Source organism: Ruegeria sp. H8, from assembly GCF_056532905.1.
On record NZ_JBQFNY010000017.1, the window covers coordinates 1 to 17,613 of the forward strand.

The 17,613-nt window shown below is 55.7% G+C and carries 15 protein-coding genes and 1 pseudogene; 13 read left to right on the forward strand and 3 right to left on the reverse strand.

From position 1 onward, the window contains the following. Positions 1 to 462 precede the first annotated feature (462 nt). From ACR0A2_RS21590 to ACR0A2_RS21605, 4 genes are all read left to right on the forward strand, one after another. Positions 463 to 1,656: a tyrosine-type recombinase/integrase gene (locus ACR0A2_RS21590; protein WP_480837233.1), complete on the forward strand. Its 1,194-nt coding sequence runs from the start codon at positions 463 to 465 to the stop codon at positions 1,654 to 1,656. Between the two features lie 127 nt (positions 1,657 to 1,783). Then, complete coding sequence (locus ACR0A2_RS21595; RefSeq protein WP_480837235.1) at positions 1,784 to 2,479, forward strand: hypothetical protein; 696 nt, start codon at positions 1,784 to 1,786, stop codon at positions 2,477 to 2,479. Between the two features lie 100 nt (positions 2,480 to 2,579). Then, complete coding sequence (locus ACR0A2_RS21600) at positions 2,580 to 2,750, forward strand: helix-turn-helix transcriptional regulator (protein ID WP_480837237.1); 171 nt, start codon at positions 2,580 to 2,582, stop codon at positions 2,748 to 2,750. An 82-nt stretch (positions 2,751 to 2,832) separates the two neighbouring features. Next, positions 2,833 to 3,465 carry a hypothetical protein gene (locus tag ACR0A2_RS21605; protein ID WP_480837239.1) on the forward strand — a complete coding sequence of 211 codons (633 nt, stop codon included), beginning with the start codon at positions 2,833 to 2,835 and terminating at the stop codon, positions 3,463 to 3,465. 235 nt (positions 3,466 to 3,700) lie between these two features. Here the strand turns inward: ACR0A2_RS21605 and ACR0A2_RS21610 are convergent, their stop codons facing one another. Further along, positions 3,701 to 5,044 carry a metal-dependent hydrolase family protein gene (locus ACR0A2_RS21610; RefSeq protein ID WP_480837241.1) on the reverse strand — a complete coding sequence of 448 codons (1,344 nt, stop codon included), beginning with the start codon at positions 5,042 to 5,044 and terminating at the stop codon, positions 3,701 to 3,703. Positions 5,045 to 5,449: 405 nt separating this feature from the next. On the opposite strand from ACR0A2_RS21610, the gene ACR0A2_RS21615 reads away from it, so the two are divergent. From ACR0A2_RS21615 to ACR0A2_RS21645, 7 genes and pseudogenes are all read left to right on the forward strand, one after another. Then, positions 5,450 to 6,844, forward strand: a complete 1,395-nt coding sequence (locus ACR0A2_RS21615) for an alpha/beta fold hydrolase (RefSeq protein ID WP_480837242.1) — start codon at positions 5,450 to 5,452, stop codon at positions 6,842 to 6,844. 335 nt (positions 6,845 to 7,179) lie between these two features. Continuing rightward, the gene (locus ACR0A2_RS21620) at positions 7,180 to 8,067 is read left to right on the forward strand and encodes a LysR family transcriptional regulator (RefSeq protein WP_480837244.1); all 888 of its coding nucleotides are present in this window, start codon (positions 7,180 to 7,182) and stop codon (positions 8,065 to 8,067) included. A 107-nt stretch (positions 8,068 to 8,174) separates the two neighbouring features. Continuing rightward, positions 8,175 to 8,798: an NAD(P)H:quinone oxidoreductase gene (gene wrbA, locus ACR0A2_RS21625; protein ID WP_171169357.1), complete on the forward strand. Its 624-nt coding sequence runs from the start codon at positions 8,175 to 8,177 to the stop codon at positions 8,796 to 8,798. Then, positions 8,798 to 9,436 carry a DsbA family oxidoreductase gene (locus ACR0A2_RS21630; protein ID WP_480837246.1) on the forward strand — a complete coding sequence of 213 codons (639 nt, stop codon included), beginning with the start codon at positions 8,798 to 8,800 and terminating at the stop codon, positions 9,434 to 9,436. The genes wrbA and ACR0A2_RS21630 overlap by 1 nt, the downstream gene beginning before the upstream one ends. A gap of 187 nt (positions 9,437 to 9,623) precedes the next feature. Continuing rightward, positions 9,624 to 10,523, forward strand: coding sequence for an EamA family transporter (locus ACR0A2_RS21635; protein WP_480837248.1), 900 nt, complete (start codon positions 9,624 to 9,626; stop codon positions 10,521 to 10,523). Between the two features lie 101 nt (positions 10,524 to 10,624). Further along, positions 10,625 to 10,699, forward strand: a pseudogene (locus ACR0A2_RS21640) (hypothetical protein); the annotation flags it as partial. A gap of 109 nt (positions 10,700 to 10,808) precedes the next feature. Next, positions 10,809 to 10,994 carry a hypothetical protein gene (locus tag ACR0A2_RS21645; RefSeq protein WP_480837250.1) on the forward strand — a complete coding sequence of 62 codons (186 nt, stop codon included), beginning with the start codon at positions 10,809 to 10,811 and terminating at the stop codon, positions 10,992 to 10,994. Between the two features lie 496 nt (positions 10,995 to 11,490). Here the strand turns inward: ACR0A2_RS21645 and ACR0A2_RS21650 are convergent, their stop codons facing one another. Next, positions 11,491 to 13,989: a hypothetical protein gene (locus tag ACR0A2_RS21650; RefSeq protein WP_480837252.1), complete on the reverse strand. Its 2,499-nt coding sequence runs from the start codon at positions 13,987 to 13,989 to the stop codon at positions 11,491 to 11,493. Between the two features lie 286 nt (positions 13,990 to 14,275). Continuing rightward, on the reverse strand, positions 14,276 to 14,848 hold the full coding sequence (locus tag ACR0A2_RS21655; protein WP_480837254.1) for a carboxymuconolactone decarboxylase family protein: 573 nt from the start codon (positions 14,846 to 14,848) through the stop codon (positions 14,276 to 14,278). A gap of 461 nt (positions 14,849 to 15,309) precedes the next feature. Between ACR0A2_RS21655 and ACR0A2_RS21660 the strand changes: the two genes are divergently transcribed. Continuing rightward, on the forward strand, positions 15,310 to 17,280 hold the full coding sequence (locus ACR0A2_RS21660; protein ID WP_480837256.1) for an alpha/beta hydrolase: 1,971 nt from the start codon (positions 15,310 to 15,312) through the stop codon (positions 17,278 to 17,280). 27 nt (positions 17,281 to 17,307) lie between these two features. Further along, positions 17,308 to 17,604, forward strand: a complete 297-nt coding sequence (locus ACR0A2_RS21665) for a hypothetical protein (protein WP_171230200.1) — start codon at positions 17,308 to 17,310, stop codon at positions 17,602 to 17,604. The last annotated feature ends 9 nt before the right edge of the window (positions 17,605 to 17,613 follow it).

Genomic DNA, 17,613 nt, shown 5'->3' on the forward strand with positions numbered 1-17,613 from the left:
TCTTCCGTCGCACTGGCTGCCGTCGTGGAAATTGATAGAAGGAGAGTTGAGACTAACGCCAGTGATCGCTGCATCTATGACCTCATAGGACAAACTAGTGCTCTGAATACCAGCATCTGCATCCACCGGCCACTGAGGGGCAATAAAGATGCCCTTTCAAACATCCGCTATGGGCTCGAAGCGATCATTCGCTACAGAGCGTGCGGATGTCCGTTTTAACTGCGTTATATAAATCCCGGCATAAGAACATAGTGGGAACATTTTTTCTTAGCAGAAGTTTTTCCATACGATTTCGATGAAATCTGATGCCGCTGAAGGGCATCCTAAACTAAAATCTTGGAGCACCACGGAGCACTCATCTTGTTCTAACCATATCTGAAATAGACCTTTATTTGTTTCACGCTATACCATTCTGTACCACCATACCCCATATCCAGGGGTGGATAGAAAGGTGGATACAGAATGGCACGGCCAAAACACAAACTTTCCAGCGCTGAACTCAAGGCTAAAGTCCCAGGCAAATATTCGGACGGGGGCGGTCTATGGTTTCACAAGCGGCCCGATGGCGGCGCGCAATGGTTTCTGCGCTACACCCTGTTCGGGCGGCGGCATGAAATGGGGCTTGGCAGCTTCCCGGCGGTTTCGTTGAAAGCAGCGCGGCAAGAAGCCGAGAAATGGCAGGCCGTGGTACGTGACGGTAAAGACGCCATCAAGGAGCGGGAACGCCAGAGCCGTGAAGCTCAACGCAATCTGAACATTCTGACCGATATCGCCAAGGACGCCTTTGACAGCCGCAAAGCCGAACTGAAAGGCGACGGAAAGGCCGGGCGGTGGTTCAGCCTCTTGGAACTGCACGTACTGCCAAAGCTGGGCAAAATGCCAGTATCGCAGATCGATCAGCGTGATATCCGAGACACCCTTGCCCCCATCTGGCACACCAAGGCCGATACGGCGCGCAAAGCCATGAACCGTCTGTCTATCTGTATGCGCCATGCGGCGGCGCTGGGCTTGGATGTGGATCTGCAAGCGACGGATAAGGCCAAGGCCCTACTGGGTAAGCAGCGGCACACGGCAACTCATATCCCGGCCCTACCGTGGCAAGAGGTGCCAGCATTCTATCAGTCTCTTGATTGCGGAAACACTGTGGAACTCGCACTACGCCTTTTGATACTGACGGCGGTGCGTAGCTATCCCCTGCGTTACCTGCACCTTGACCAGATCGACGGCGATATCTGGACAATCCCCGCAGAGGCCATGAAGGGCCGCAAGGGCGCGACAAGTGATTTCCGAGTGCCGTTGTCGAAAGAAGCCCAAAGAGTAATTGCTGAGGCCACTCCGTTTGCGAGAGATGGCTTCCTATTCCCCGGTATCCGCAAGGGCGTGATATCGGAAATTACCATGAGCAAGCTTATGGAGCGGCGCGGCATGGTGGAGCGTCCGCACGGGTTTCGATCCAGCTTCCGCGATTGGGTTGCCGAGGCGACCAATACCCCGCACGATGTTGCAGAGACGGCGCTAGGCCATGTTGTCGGCGGAGCTGTGGAGCGGAGTTATCGACGAACGGATTTTCTTGAGCAAAGGAGTGCAATAATGGAACGCTGGGCGAAACACTTGTGCAGAAGTGATTTTCACACTTCGAGAGTGGTGCAAATGTAAAAGAAACCGTTTACGAAATACAATTTGAAAGCGTAAGTACCTAATGTTCAGCCCTCCCGGTTATGTTCCTTTTTCCAGAGTCGCATCACATTTTCACGAATGGGTTTTCCATCTAGTCAAAGAAAGTTTGGAGCATGGCGACCCTCTGTCCGTTGGCAGCTACGGGGCGGAGGGTATCAACTTTAACCGTTATTGCACCAACTTGGCCTATCGACACTCGGCAAACTTCCTGACTGATTGCCAGTCAACAGTTATGTGTGGTTTTGATGGTACTCTGCTCCAACCTGATAGCCTCGGTATACTTCAGCGAATAGACAGCTATTGGGACTTGGATTGGTTTCGACAAGAATTGATTTTCTCCGATATTCGGTTTCTTTTCGTAGATCCGGACTATTTTACAATCACACTTGGTCACTGGGAAAAAATCTACTCCGAGATATTTGAACTCAATGTCCGTGACGACTGGTTCGACTATCAGTTTTGCGCAAATTCGGCGTCGAATTTTGAGGGGTGGGCGTTATGCATTTCCGAAAAGGACAACGAAAGTGTTCCTGACTATATCGTTGAGCAGTTTGGGTTGCCTTCGGCGGTGCTGAACAAGGACATGGAAGAATTGGGAATACAAGGACGTCATAAAGGCGGCGGGCGTCCACCATTGAGCAAGGCGAAGGCGGAGTTCTCAAATATGAACTTCGACAAAGGCGATAGATCTTGGGAACAATTGTCACGCCTATTGGAACAAAAGACCGGCGAGAAACCTTCGCCTCGAACTCTAAGAACTTGGATGGAAGAAGGCAGAAGAGACCTACCCCCTAGGGAATAATGGGGGGGAAGTGCGGGGAAATAGTCGTAGGTTTCCCCTCGATTGTGCGCGTGTTTTGAAGTGCTTAGCAATACCCCATCGAACACAGATGAGGTAGAAAATGAAGTATTTAACCTTCCGCGACCTGCAAGAAAAACTCGGTGGCCGAGGCCGCACCACGATCTACCGCGACGTGGAAATGGGCCGATTACCCAAGCCCGTGAAAATCGGTTCGCGCCTGTATTGGGCCGAAGCTGATATAGACGCTGCAATCGCGGCACATAGGCAATAAGACCCACCCCACCCAGACCTGGCGCCTGGGCGTGGGGCGGGAATGTTCTTTGCGGGAACGTCTGCACCATACGCCCAGCGCCTTGTTTGCTCAACAACGAAGGGCACACGGTTTTGAGCAGCAATCAATGGTATTCAAACCAGAGACGGGTTCTCTGGACGTGCAAGGCGCTATCGGACGGGCGCATAATTTCACACAAGACCGAAATCCGCGAAGTGAGCGTTTGGCTGGTCCTGATGGCCCAGCAAGTTTGCAAGTAATGGCAAGGCCGTACAAACGTCAGAAAAAGGGGACTGGGCGTCATGTCCAGCTTCCTGAGTGGCTGCAAGCGTCTGAAGCCTGGGCAACCCTGCCACCGGGTCCAAGGGCGCTCTACGTCGAACTGAAACGCCGCTACAACGGATCAAACAACGGCGATATCATTCTAAGCCATCGCGACGCGGCAACGGCGTTAAACGTTCACCGCAACACGGTTGGCCCTTGGTTTCGTGAACTTCAGGAACGCGGGTTCATTACCATGACAAAAGCCCCGCATCTTGGTCCGTCTGGTATCGGCAAGGCATCAGTCTGGGCGCTGGGCGAAGTGCCGACACGCGACGGAAAACCAGCAACGAAGCGTTTCGTGTCTTGGCGGCAAAAAAAGAAGCCCCGCACAAAAAACAGGACACTCCGTCCCAATGGTTGTGACGGTTGGGTGGTGGTTGAGCCAGTTTAAATTGAGGCCGTCCTAAATACTGTGATGCCAAACCGGAAATTGATCCGAAAGGTGTCACAAGAAACAGGACACATATACATATAGCCATGGGGCTCAGCACGGGGGCAGCGTCTGCTTTGACGTCCCTCTGACTGCTTATGTGGGGAACCGGACTTTGGTTTGAACAGGACCATGGTCCGAGTAGCGGGACTTATCAGTCATTAGTCGCAATCGCTCTATGCAGCTACCAAATGGCTCAAGCCAGATTGTTCTTATGAACTTTGCCGTTCTTCATAATCACATCGAAATTGTCCGCAGAGGCCATGACCGTAAGGTCCGCAATCGGGTCTCCGTCCACGAGCAGAATATCGGCGTAGGCTCCGGGTTGGATGACACCGACTGGACCAGCCTGATAGGGATTTCGCGGGCCGGTCAGGGCCCAAAGCTGACCATTCAAACCTGTCGCCTGCCGCAGAATCTCGGCGTTGCTGAACCATGGCGTCCTGAGCTGCAATTCATCCAATTGCGTTGCTTTCGTTTGCCTCGATCCGACGAAGTCTGTTCCGAGTGCAATCTTGGCGCCAAACTCTCGCGCTAGTCGAAGCATAGCGTCGAGACCATCAAACGCCATCTGTTGGCGCTCTGCTTGGGCGGGCGTGAACCCTGCCGGAATGTCTGCCGCGAAAAAGCCAACCTGGGTTGAAAGCCAAACCCCTTTTTCCACGGCCAACTCCATCGACTCAGGCGTCATGAGGTTGCAATGTTCGATGCATTGATAACCTGCCTCAATGGCAGCCCGAACTGATGTGTCCATGTATGCGTGAGAGGTCGCGTAAGTGTTCCAACGTTTGGCCTCGTCTACTGCCGCTTCGAGTTCTGCCGGCGAATACTCGTTGATATCCAATGGGTCGTAGAGGCCGGTCACGGCGCCACCTGAAAAGACTTTGATGAAGTGCGCACCCTGCCGAAACTGCTCACGTGCAGCCGCCAGAACTTCAGGAACTCCGTCTGCAAAAAGTGTGATCCCAAGTCGCTCCGCTTCTGTGAACGGCGGCCCGCCGAAGGCTCTCGGACGCACGGATCGCGGCCGAAGGTCGCCATGACCGGCGGTCATTGAAATCGCAGCGTTTGACGCCTGAATGCGCGGACCGGGGTGAAGGCCCTCGTCTATGGCGCGCGCCAAACCGAGAATGCCGCCACCAGTATCACGGACACTGGTAAAGCCACGCATCAGGGTGGCTTCACTTTCGCTCAATGCCAATGCAGAAATGTAATCTGGACGTGCTGTCAGGAAGCCAGCTGGGTCCTGGTTCCACTGCAGGTGCACATGCATGTCGAGGAGCCCCGGCATCAAGGTCCGTCCATCTCCATCGATGCGCGGCACCTCTTGCGCGGCATCGGCAGCGGGTGAGACATCTTTGATCATCTCCCCTTCGACAAGGACGTTCGTGAGTTCGGTCAATTCATCGGACATCCCGTCATAAACACGCACGTTCGTGAAGAGTGTGGCATCTGGGGCTTGAGCACGAACTCGCGCCGGGACCAGCGCCAGCGCAGTGGTCGATGCGAGACCGGATAAAAATACGCGTTTGGAGATCATATCTTAACCCTCAAGATGACGAAGATGTTGTTGGAAGATGTTGTTGAAGGCTAACTCACGCGCGCGTGTAAAACCATCCGGTAAACCCGATGAAGAGGGTGACGTAAGGTATAGAGTTTTTAGGGCGTTGAACTGCAGGTCATCCTGCTTTACGAGAACGCCCGCTTCGGGCTCGATTTGGAAATTCGACACAATGCCGCGAGTGTCCACTCTACGGACAAACCCGCCGTTCTCTACGAAAACGGATAGGCATACCTTTTGAATAATCGCTTCCACGGTCTTTGGTCAATTCGAGATCTTAGTTAACGATCATTCCACGGCACGTTTACAGGTATTAGGCAAGTTGCCGGTTCTAACAATCTATGAACGTGGTAGTGTTTTCGAGCCAACTTGCGGGAAGTAAACATGAGCCAACGTCGCCTTGCTGCAATCATGTCTCTGGATGTCGTCGGCTTCAGTCGGATGATGCAGGGCGGCTCCAAGCTACTTCTCAAAACACTGAACGCCTTGTACCGCGATCTGGTAACGCCGATCGTTGAACAAAAATCTGGCCGGTTGGTCAAACTGTTGGGCGACGGAGCATTGATTGAATTTCCGTCAGCAGGGAACGCTCTAGAAGCGGCAATTGCGATTCAAACCAAGTTAAGAGAGCCAGACCATCCCTATCTGGTTCCAGAACGTATCCAGCTTAGAGCGGGTTTGCATGTCGGCGACGTCACCGTCGATGGGGGCGATATCTTCGGAGACGGCGTAAACATCGCTGCGCGGCTCCAATCGGCAGCTGAACCCGGGGGCATTCTGGCTTCAAAGGTACTTTGTGATCTTGCCGGAGCGGATTATGCCAAACGTTTGCGCCGAGAAGGGCTGCATACGTTCAAAGGCATTGAACAGCCGATCGAAGTGCTGTCGTTCAACTTCACCGATGAACATGTGTCCAAATCGCGCGCTAACTTCGCCAAAACACAGGAAATTCGTTACTGCAAAACTGACGACAACATTAGTCTGGCCTGGAGCTCAGTTGGAGACGGTCCTCCGGTAGTAAAGGCGCCAAGCTGGATTGGACACTTGGAACTTGACTGGCGCAATCCGGGGAAAGCTCCAATTTACACATCCATCGCTAATCGACATCGTTTGGTCCGTTTTGACGCCAGGCTCAACGGTCTATCCGACTGGGACGCCGAAACTTGTACGTTCGAACGGTTCGTTGATGACTTGGGAACTGTTTTCGACGCAGCGGATATAAGGCGCGCGCCGATCCTTGCGATATCGCAGGGGTCCGCAGTGGCAGCCGCCTTCGCAGCGCGCCGACCTGACCGCGTGTCTGCGATCGTAATGATAGGTGGGTTCCCCGTTGGTCGGGCAAAAAGAACATCGCAAAAAGATGTGGAACGCGCCAACGCAATTAAGCAAATGATGACTGCCGGGTGGGACGATGATTATCCGTCTCTGCGTGACTTAATGGCGCAAATCATCGTGCCGGGCGCAAGCCAAGAAGAACGGCGGCAATATGCCGAAGATATGCGAAAGATGATTTCACCCGAAAACATGGGGCGGTATCGCAGCGTGATTGATAACATCGATATCTCACCGATATTGTCCAAGGTCGAGGTCCCATGCCTTGTTTGCCATGGGACCGGCGACAGGATGCAACCGGTCGAACAAGGACGATTGTTTGCAAAGGGATTGCCCAACGCGAAGTTCATCGCCTACGAAAGCTCGAACCATACCATCCCTGACAACGACCCGGAATGGCCACGTTTTGAGAGGGACGCCTTGGCTTTCTTGGCTGAACACAGCTGACTTATTGCTCCAAGTGCCTTCGGGTTTGGCGCTCTATCTCTCAAAACAAATGCTACAAGAATACTTCGCCAGAATAATGGAACACAGAGTTGCGATAAATGCAGTCAGGCTATCCTACGCACAATACGCCGAAGGTGAGCCTGTGGTCTTTGTTCATGGTTCGAATGCGGATCATGGGATTGGCGGGTTTTGCAGATATGGTATCCTTTTAGAGGGAGGCGAATTGACAGCCGAGCAGTCTTGCGGCCTGTTCGCACGAGATCCGCATTCATGGTATTCCTCGACTTGATCGCTCGCACAAGGCAGCGTTTCAGTTGGACTGGTCGAAAGCAACAATGGACAAGCTCTCTGTCATGAACGCCTTCCGCCGCATTGTCGAGCGAGGTAGCTTTGCGCGTGCAGCGGAGGATCTCGGGGTTTCTCCCGCTCTTCTAAGCCGCGAGATAAAGCTTTTGGAGGAGAGCCTTGGCACGGTATTGCTCACCCGCACAACGCGTTCAATGTCACTCACCGATGCTGGCCAACTCTTCTACGAGGAAGCATCAGGTATCCTTGATGCCGTGTCCCAGGTCGAGACGCGCATCCGTGACGGCGCCGGGGTGATACGCGGCCATCTCAAGGTGAACGCCTCCAGTTCCTTCGGTCAGACCGTCATTGCGCCGATCCTGCCGGAGTTTTTCGACGCCTATCCCGATCTGCGCCTAACGCTTTCGATGGATGACCGGGTGATCGACATGGTGGAGGGAGGCTTCGATGTGTCGATCCGGATCCGGGCGGCGATGCCGGATTCCGCGCTTGTGGCCCGCAAGCTGGGGACGATGCGGCAACAGGTCTTTGCCGCGCCGTCCTACTTGGACAGCGTCGGTGCTCCAGAAACGCCGCTGGACGTTGCCGATCACCGTGTCATCGGCTTTTTGCTGGCCGATCACCTCATCGCCTGGACCCTTCACGGTCCGTCCGAAACGGTGACCGTGGACCTTGATCCGCCCATCCGCGTCGGCAACAGCCTTGTCCTACGCGATCTGCTGATTGCCGGCCAGGGCATCGGCACCTTGCCGGATTTCGTGTCAAAGGATGCGGTCGCGCGCGGCGAGCTGGTCCGCGTACTGCCCGATTGGGAACTGCCAGCGCCTGAAATCTACGCATTGACGGCCTCGCGCCTCGGCATGGATGCGAAAGTGACGGCGTTTCTCGATCACCTGCGCGCTGCGCTGTGCCCCTGATATTCTTCAATCCACGTAAAGAGTGAATTGAGAGCGGTCCGGTTATTCAGGGCCGCCTCATCGCCGATCTTCTCAGGTGACGAAACCCGAAACACTGAGAGGATCCCATGACCCGTGTTCTTGTTCTCTACTATTCCAGCTATGGCCATGTCCGCGCGCTTGCCGAGGCCGAGGCCGAAGGCGCGCGCTCGGTGCCCGGCACCCATGTCGATCTGCGGCGCGTGCCCGAAACCGTCCCCGAGGAGATCCGGCAGAAGGCCGGGTTCGCGGCCGACGAGACCCCGGTTGCGTCTCCCGCCGATCTGGAAAGCTACGACGCCATCATCTTCGGCACCCCAACGCTGTTCGGGATGATGGCCGGGCAGATGAAGTCTTTTCTCGACCAAGCGGGCGGCCTCTGGGCGCGGAACGCGCTGGTCGGCAAGGTCGCGGCCGTCTTCGCCTCTACCGGCTCGCAGCATGGCGGGCACGAGGCGACGCTGCTCTCGACCCAGATCCCGTTGCAGCATTTCGGAATGCTGATCGCGGGCATGCCCTATACCTTTGCTGGTCAGAAGGCGGGCGAGGAAATCGTGGGCGGCGCGCCCTATGGCGCGGGCACCATCGCCGGAGCCGACGGGTCGCGTGCACCATCCGGGACCGATCTTGCCGGGGCGCGCTTCCAGGGCGCGCATGTCGCTCGGATCGCCGTGCGCCTTGCCGGGGCGGATTGGCAAGAGGAGGCCGCGTGATGCCGTCCCTTACAGTAGATTTCTTTCACGACGTCGTCTGCTGCTGGTGCTTCAACATCTCGTCGCGGATGCGCGGGCTTGCGGAGGAGTTCGATCTCGATATCCGGCACCGGACCTTCGTCCTGCAGGCCAGCCGCGCCGAGATGGCCGCACGCTGGGGCGCACCCGAAGACGCCCGCGAGACCATCCTTGGCCACTGGGACGCCTGCCGCCAGGTCGGCGACCGGCCGGAGCTTGTCGATATCGACGCCATGCGGGCAGCGCCCTTCGACTATCCCCACGGTATGATCGCCGCCCTCGGCTGCAAGGCCGCCGAACGCATTGGCGGGCAAGCCGCACATTGGGACATGTTCGACTGCCTGCAACGAGCTCATCTGGGCGAAGCCCGCAATATTGCCGACCCCGAAACCGTTCTGGCAGTGGCACGGGATCTCGGGTTCGAGGCGACTGTCTTTGGCGATGCGTTCGACGATCCACACACGGCCCGGGTTGTCGAAGCCGATAGGCAACTGGCCCGCGCTCTTCAGGTCCACTCCATTCCCACGCTCATCGTGCGCGAAACAGGCGCGCGCCTCGTCAACGGACCGCGGGAAGACCTTGCGGCACAGCTCCGCGCCGCCCTCCGCCTTGTCGCCTGAAAGGAGACCCTTATGACCTCTTTCGCCCGTCTTTCGCGCGGCCGGACCCACCGCCGCAGGTTGTGCGAATTGGCTCAGGATCTCTCGCCGCACATGCGGCGCGATATCGGCCTTGATGCCTGCTCCAGACCACCCCGGCTGCCCCGTCACCTGCTCTGGTGAGTCCCGAACAAGGAGATACGAATCCATGTCACGCACCAGCGACATTCTTCTCACGGCGCTCGCCCCGGCGATCTGGGGCAGCACCTATATTGTCACCACCGAGGCGCTGCCGGTGGGCTATCCCGTGACCCTTGCCGCGCTGCGTGCGCTGCCCGCCGGCCTGCTCCTGCTTGCCCTCACGCGCTGCCTGCCGCCACGCGCATGGCTTGGCCGCGCTTTCCTGCTCGGCAGCTTCAACTTCGCCCTGTTCTGGGTGCTTCTGTTCGTGGCCGCCTATCGGCTGCCGGGCGGGGTCGCGGCGACGCTCGGATCGCTGCAGGCGATGATGGTCATTCTCATGGCGCGCGGCTGGCTCGACACACCGATCCGGGCTGGCGCGGTCGCCGCGGCGGCAACCGGCATACTGGGCGTCGCACTGCTGTTGATCGGACCCGAGGCCGTATTCGATCCCATCGGTGTCGCCGCGGGTCTGGGCGGTGCCGCCTCCATGGCGGCGGGTACCGTGCTCAGCCGCAAGTGGCAGCCGCCCGTCTCGGCGCTGAGCTTCACTGCGTGGCAGCTGACCGCCGGGGGGCTTGTCCTGTTGCCGTTCGCACTGATCATCGAACCGCCCTTGCCGCCGCTGACGGCAACGAACCTGGCCGGGCTGGTCTGGCTTGGCCTCATCGGCGCGGCAGCCACCTATGCGCTCTGGTTCCGGGGTGTCGCCCGGATCGAGCCCGGTGCCGTCGCCATGTTGGGCATGATGAGCCCCGTTACTGCGGTTTTCCTGGGCTGGGTGGTGCTTGGGCAGTCGCTCTCACCCCTGCAGGGCTTGGGCGCGGTCATCGTCCTTGCCTCCGTCTGGGCGGGGCAGCGCGCGAACCGGACCAGCGCCCGTGCTACATTCGCGCGGCACAGGCCGGTGCTTGCAAGAAATGTCTGACCAGGTGTCAATAAAGGACGGTCCCAATGCCCAAGCTTAACCTCACCCCCGATCTTGCGTGCGAGATACGGCTCGCCGGGCTGTTTTACCTCGCGATCATCATGAAGGGCCTTGGTGCCGAACTCGGCCTACGCGCGCCCCTGATCGATCTCGGCGATGCCGGGGCCACGGGCGAGGCGATCCTAGCCGCGCCGGGGCGGTTCCGGCTGGCCATCGCCGCCGATCTCGTGATGGTGCATCAGCGATGTCGCTCTGGCCATTCTGCTCTACCGGATCTTTCGCGCCATGGCGCCGGGCCTGGCGCTTTCGGCCATGGTCTTCCGGCTGATCCAGACCGTGTTGATCGCTGTCAGTCTCATGGGGCTCATGACCGGGTGGCTGGTTTTGGTCCGCGGCCGATGCGTCCGCGCTCGCCTTTCTTTTGATGATAGTCTCCAAAGCCTGCCGCGGGTTGTATTTGGTTCTTCTTAAGAAATGGCGCATGCACCCTAAGCCAGATGAAGATTTATTCGTGATTTTCGTTGTTGGCATTGTCGTCCTGCTGCCGTTCATTGTGATAAATGAAACTGGTACATCTCAGCCATTGGACTACTCTTGGCGGGTTTAGGGATCGATCCTGTTCATTGATGTTGGCATGAGTGCTATCTACCTCCACCTGATAAATTTTTGTGCAAACGAAGTCGGTGCTTCGACAGCTTCTATATTTGCCTATCTCGTGCCGATATTCGTTGCGGTCGAAGCCGTGGCTGCAAAGGGCATGGACATTCAGACCTATCAAGGCGTTGGTGGTGCGTTAATTGTCAGTGGTGTTTTGATCGCAACCCGTTTGCACCATCGGCCAACGGCTGCGGACCATCCGCCTCATTGGTACATGCGTTGCCAGAGGCACGGGGCCTGGCGTCTTATCTGGCTGAACGATTCGAAAGAAGTGCTCTTGCGGCACCTGGCAGACCGAAAAGGACCAAGCTCAATCCGGCAACCCAGCTTCCCGAAGATCTTCAACGAACCTGTCAATATCGCGTTGTTGCAGGTTTTCGAATGCCAGACGGACGCGGGAACAGGTCATGTCGGGGCGTTTTTCTTGGCTCTGACGAATCATTCGTCTCGCGGCGCCTATGGCTTTCTGCCGAATCAGTATTGCCGCCAGTACATAGCGACCGAACGGATCAACCGATTTTCCCTCCAATGCTGTTCTCGCACAGCTTTCGGCGTGGCCAAAACTGTCGAGAACATAAAGGCAAAAGGCTTTAGCCAACAATTTCACCTTGAAATAAGGACCCGATGGCCCAAACCGGGTAGCGGTCTCGAAATGCGATAACGCGAGCTTTGCCTGCCCGTTTGCGAGACGCGCATACCCAAGAACCAAATGAGCGTTTGCCGCGCTTGGATTTAGACTGACCGCGAGCTGAGCCTCTGCAATCGCGGTATCGTGTTTGTTGAACTGAGTGTAGGCACGGGCAAGACTTGCGTGCGCAAAACTACTTTGTTCATCCAATGCCACGGCCCGCTCTGCGTGATATAGCGCGCGTTCCTTCGCCTCTTCCCGATCATCGACCTGGACGAAGAACAGTTTCCGAAGCTCGGCGTTCGCAATCACCGCGTGCGCAAGTGCATAGTCTGGCGCGATGTCGATAGTTCTGGTTAGAATGTCCTTTGCCTTCTGTGTATCTTCATCTGTGAATTTGAAGAGATGCCATAGCGCTTTTTGAACCCTGTCCCAAACGTTGACCTCACCACGTTTCAACCGGGCTTGTTCGCGCAAGTCGAATCGTAACTCCCAATCTATGTGCCCGACAACGGCTGACGCGATCTCCTCCTGCAAGGAAAAGACATCTTCTGTCTTGTGATCCAGGCGATCAGCCCAAAGATCATGCCCGGTTGATGTATCTACCAGATGGGCAGTCACGCGAACACGCTGATCGTCATAACGCACGGAACCCTCTACCAAATAGTGGGCCCCGAGACGTTGTGCGATCTCTTCTCCAACCAAAGAAGCATCCTTGAGGAGCTGGGTGGAGGTTGGTGAGACGACTGACAGCCAATCCACTTTGGCAAGTTCGGTTACAAGTTCATGGTTGATGCCAGCCACAAACCCGTTGGTGTCGCTTTGCCCACTAAGGCAGTCGAAAGGTAGCACTGCGATTACTGGTTTTTGCGGCGCTGGAAGCTGAGTGATCATCTGATCAAACAGACGGTCTTTTTCGGGTGGAGGCTCGGTTATTGGTGCAAGCGTTTCGGCCTTAGATTGAGAATCAGACATAGCTCCCCGTGTCGCTGGAAAACGGAACACTGGACCGTGTCTGGGCCATTCAACATTGTTGAGTGTCATGTAGTCTTTGAGATTGTGAGCTGCATACAAGAATGCGTGGCTGCGTGCGCCGACGTTGAGGTTCTTGTGTGCAAAATTCAGGCCCACGGCGACACGGGCCAGCAAGTATTGGCTTTCCATAAAGCTTAGCCGATGGCTTTCGTGGCGCTCGACCCAACTCATAGCGCCTCGCCGAAGAGTTCTGACGAACTCGACGAGGCCGACGTCATCCTGCCAAAGCCCCATTGTGTGGTGTTTCGAATGAAAGAGGCCTAAGTCATCTAGTATGGCATCCCATTGGGCAGGTATGCAGTTTCCGCGCCGCGCCAGAAGGTACGCCATCTCGAAATACGCATGATCGTAAAACAAGAATTGCTTGTCTTCGTACAAGGCCAAATCGATCAGAAAATAATCAGGATCGCGGGACTGGTGCGATCGAACCAGTACATTGTAGCCATGGAGGTCCCCATGCACCCGTCCCTTTGCCGCTCTTACGCTCAACCGGCCCGGCAGGTTCTTTTCACAGGCAAAGGCCAGCGGGTTTGGGTACCAATGCCCTTCAAACATAAGACAACGCTCGTGCGGGTCATGTCCGCAAACATCCAAAAGAAAGTGATGTAGCCGGCCTGGCTCAGGATCCAACCTGTAGCCGAGCCATCCAGCAAGCAGATCCTGAGGCGAGTGCAAGCCAGGCGCCATCTTGTAATCGATATTCCAGTCATCAAGCAGGCTTCTCGACAGCCGCTCTAGAACGTTCAAGGCCGGCTCATAGCCGCAATCGTTCCAGGGAAGTGAGTATTCAAGCCCTTGCGCCACAACGGTGGAAAGGATCGCAATCTTACCCTCGTGTTCCAAAGAGTGGACGACGCGCGCCAGGTGCTTTGATCCAAACGCGGGAACCGCTTCAAACGCTTCCAGATGCCTTTGGTTTTCGGCCTTTTCATTCCATTCCGGATCGGGCAGGGCGTCGAACTTAAGAATGGCCTGGCCGCTGAACGTGTCGCATGTAATGTCGACAATATAAACTAGAGCTCCGGACTTACCGGCACTTAGCTGCCGGTGAAAATAAATCTCATCCTTTACCAACCAGCGGTCAGTTATCAGCGGCAGAAGCTCAATGTACGCTTCGGGCCATCCGAGATCATCGATGGCGTGCATTAACGACACTCCGCAGATAGGCGATTTCAAGAAATCTCGCTGTTTCAGCGTCAAACTTAAGCACCTCTCCCCCCCCTTGCAAAGCCCACAAGTCTCCAAACCTTATCAGAAAATGGGCCATCTACGAAAAGCAGGCGGATCATTAAGGCTTGAACATGGATCTACCAAAATAACTGAAGTTGCCGACTGGTATCGACGAATGATTTAACCCCGAGAGCGAAGGACGCATCTGCCGTTTTATCGGACCAGCTTTTTGTCGTCGTTTGAAAGTTCGAACAACATCAATTCAAGGGATGTCCAGGCCGTTCTCGCGTCCAAAATCGGTATAGAAGCTGTCACTGCGGCATTGGCTTAGCGTGGCCTCGTCCGCATCTCTTGGATCGGTGCCAGGGCTTTGAACACCTGTTCCCTCTATGAAGCGGTTCACGAGATTAAAGACACCACAGACCTGGATAGCATCAAACAATGCGCTCTCTGACCAGCCTGCCGCGTAGACTGCTTTCGCGTCGGCTTCCGTCATTCGTGATGGCGAGACAGTGAGCTTTTCAATGTACGCCAGCAACGGTTTGAGATGATCCTCAACGGGTGCCGTATTGCGGTCTGCCATCAGCGCCTCGATTGTCTCGACCTCGATGCCATAGGCTTTGGCGAAAACGATGTGCGCCCCATGGCAATACGCACAAGCATTCAAGCCCGAAACATAGGCTGCAATTAATTCACGTTCCGCAACCGAGAGGTCGCTTTCACCCCTCATCACAAGGCTTTCGTATGCACAAAGCGGAGAAAGCTTGTCTGGAAAGGCTTGATAGACACTTCCAAGTGTCGCGTCCTCCGGCAGAGATGGAAAAAGACGTTTCATTCAGTTTTCTTTCAATCTTGCTATGGATAGCTTGGCCTCAAAGTGAGGAAGCAACGATGTGTACGCTACCTTAAAGCAATTCCGGGTTCCGCACAGAGATTCCGCTGGAATACTGCGAACGGCAGGTTTGCCTGACGACACCCCAGGACGTTCGTCGTTTGGAGAAGGGAGATTTCGTTTGAGCCGCTCTCGTAAGTCTGCAATGTCCGGCTTGATCCCAATCCGGAGCTTCAAATCCAAGCGTGGCGATTTCTGTGTTACGGACAAAGCTGTCGTTGGTTGTTTAGTTTTCGATCTCCGGATTCTACAGGGTGGTGCCCTTTGCAAAGATGCTCTGACACAACCTCTCAATCCCTAGTGTTTGGATTTGAAGCGACGGAAGGACAACTTCCAATCGGTTCGCAAATGCAGCCCACTGATCTAAGGTTATAGAAAAATCAACAGCCTTATGCGGTGTGACCATGACTCCCGAACAAATTCTTGCCGTCCTATCTGCTTTGCTTGGAGAGCCTTCTGATCCGATGGCTTTTGAAGCTCAATTCGCGGGTGGAGCAGATACGCGCTATCCGGTCGAAGTCACTCCGTGCACGCGCCCCGTCGTCCCCGATGAGATTGACGGAGAAACTGTAATCTGCGGTATCGTGGCAGTACCTGACGACCACAGAGATGCTCAAAGCAGGACCCTGGACCTGAGCTTCATCGTTTTCAAGGCTCATTCACTGGCACCCGTGGCAGACCCGGTTGTTTACCTTCACGGTGGGCCGGGCGGCGGCTCAGTTGAATCTGTGCGCTCGCTCAGTCTGTTTTTTGAACATTTGCGGGGGCGAAGGGACGTCGTGGCGTTCGATCAACGCGGCGTCGATGCAAGCGCCCCGGATATGGATTGCTTCGGGACTCTGGCAAAAAATCTGGAGCCAATCGTCGATCAATTGGGCGGCGCAGACCTACCTCAGCTGGAGACGGCACTTGTTCGCGACTGCATTTCGGAATTGACCGAACGAGGCTTCGATCTTCCGCAGTTCAACACGACCCAAAATGCTTTAGATGTGCGAGCCGTAATGTCGGCTCTTGGCTACGCTGAGTACAATATTTATGGCGTTTCATATGGCACCAAGCTCGCGCTAGAAGTTATGCGCTCTGCGCCAGAAGGCGTGCGTGCAGTCGTTTTGGACAGCGTCGCTCCACCCCAAATCGCGCTTTACGACACTTTGTTCGTCCCACACACCGAGGCCATTTTTAATACGTTCGCACCGTGTGAAGCGGATCCTATCTGTGCGAAGGCGTATCCCGATATAACGCAGCGGTATTTTGACCTCCTTGAAGACTTAGAGGCACGTCCATTGGAGGCTGCGGGGATCGAGATATCCGGGCAAGTGCTATTCAGCATTTTTTCCGGCAGAAACGATTGGTCCGACCCAACGATCCGGGGCTTCACCACTTACGCGCCGGCACTGGTCAGAGAGCTTGAGGAGGGAACGGTCGACCTCATTACGCAAATCATCAACGGTGACCTTCCACCCCAGCCCTCCGCAGAGGCGTTGTTGGCGGGTACGTTGGACCTGAGCGCCGATGAAAAGGCTCTGGCGCAAGCTGCAATCAACGCCATGTCGCAAATTGAAATTGCTTCCGACACTGCGTCCTTGGCTTTGGAGCAGCTTGAAGCGGATCGCGACCGAGATCTAGAACCGGCTTCGTTGGGAGAGTTCTTTGACGATGCTCTTGAAGATGCTCTGGCCGGGTTGCCTGAACGGGCGGATCGCTTGATGTTTGCGCAAGATTATCTAAACCTCCGGTTTGAAACGCCGCGTGCTGGAGCGTTGCTGGATCTAGTCCGCGCCCATTTCAATGAGGCGACAGCAGGACGGTTGGCCTCATTGATCGCTTTGCTCAGCCCCGAAGATATCGAGCGTGTTTTCAGCTTGATCGCGACAGATAACGCAGCTTTGCAAACCATTATGGAGGGTGAGTTCGAGCTCTTACTTTACGCATGTCAGGAAGATTTTGTAGACGGTTTCAACTCAGCGGCGGGGTTTGGCGCTTTAGTAGCAGAGTTGGGGTACGGTCCATTGATGACAGCGGCTCTAGCTGAAATACCGAGCCTATTTGCAGATTGCAGCGAGTTCACACCGGTACCGCGAGACAACTACCTTGAAGCCGTAGTTTCCGACATCGCGGTATTGATCCTGTCTGGCGAGATTGACACACAGACCGCATCTTCTTGGGGTAGGCTAGCAGCAGGTACTTTGCCCAACAGTCAGTCGCTCCTGTTCCCGGAGACCGGGCACGGGGCCCTTGTGTTCAGCCAGTGCGCCCGCGATATTGGCGAAGCGTTTCTGGAAAACCCCGGGGCAGGCATCGATGGCTCATGCGTCTTGGATCTACGGCTACCGTATTTGATGCCGGACGGCAGCCTGCATAGTGTCGAGAATTGAAGACCGCTTAAGCAAATGGAGAGTCCAATGAAAGCCCTGCTCACGGCAACGATTTTGGCGATTGGCTTTGCATCGTCTGCCCATGCATTCGACCGTCAAACGACTGACGCGCTCCAACTGTGCCACGACTATTTGTGGGACGTACCCGAATATTCTGACCTGCCAAACGCCGCGATTTCCGTGTTTCCAGGCATTTTGAACGACCAAAGTATCGTCGTTTTCTGGAATGTGTATTGGGACGACCCAACAATGCGCGCGGCAGGTAACTGCACGATCATTGACGGCGCCGTGAAGGGTTTTGAAGATTATCTGGCGCAGGAATAGGACAAGACG